Here is a 594-nt window from a genome sequence, read left to right as displayed (position 1 = left end):
TCCGGCGAAGAGCCGTGCGCCTGGTGGGACGGCGCACGCGGTGATGTGTTCGCGCAGGATGCCGCACAGTGCGGGGTGGATGGGCACTAGGCGGGTGTCGGCTATGGACCGGTGCTTGAGCGATCTGTCTTCGCGGGAACGGCCGGTGTCGCTCCAGGTGAGCCCTGAGCGCGGCGCGGAGCGGCGTAGCCGGAACTCTCCCCATCCGGTCTCGGGCAGGCTCACGATGTCGCTGAGGCGCAATGCGATGGCTTCTGCGGGCCGCAGGCCCGCGTACATGAGGCAGGCGAAGAACGGCATGAGCCGGGCGCCCATCAATCCCTGGCTGTGAACCTGCGCGAGTAGCCGTTGCCCTTGCTTGAGGCTGATGACGGCTTGCGGGTCGAGCGCTTCGGCCTTCTTGGGCATCTTCCAGCGCACGTTGTCGATGGGGTTGCTCGGTAGCTGGCCTGTCTCGACGGCGAAGTCGAAGGCGTTGTAGAGCGCGGCACGTTTGCGGGCGATCGTAGTGGGCGCGGCGCGGGTGCCGTCGAGCTTGGTGGCGAGCGCGTCGAGCGCGGCGCGGGCAAGCTCGGGGCCTCGGGTGCGGTCTTG

At 68.7% G+C, this 594-nt stretch carries 1 protein-coding gene; it reads right to left on the bottom strand.

From position 1 onward, the window contains the following. On the bottom strand, nucleotides 1-594 hold a 594-nt coding region (locus Rhe02_RS49530), incomplete at both ends, for a tyrosine-type recombinase/integrase (protein ID WP_373320829.1).

The sequence above is a fragment of the Rhizocola hellebori genome (genome assembly GCF_016862955.1).
In the GTDB taxonomy this organism is placed as follows: Bacteria; Actinomycetota; Actinomycetes; order Mycobacteriales; family Micromonosporaceae; genus Rhizocola; species Rhizocola hellebori.
Note: the sequence above shows the minus strand (reverse complement) of the source record. Positions and strands in the feature narration are given on the sequence as shown.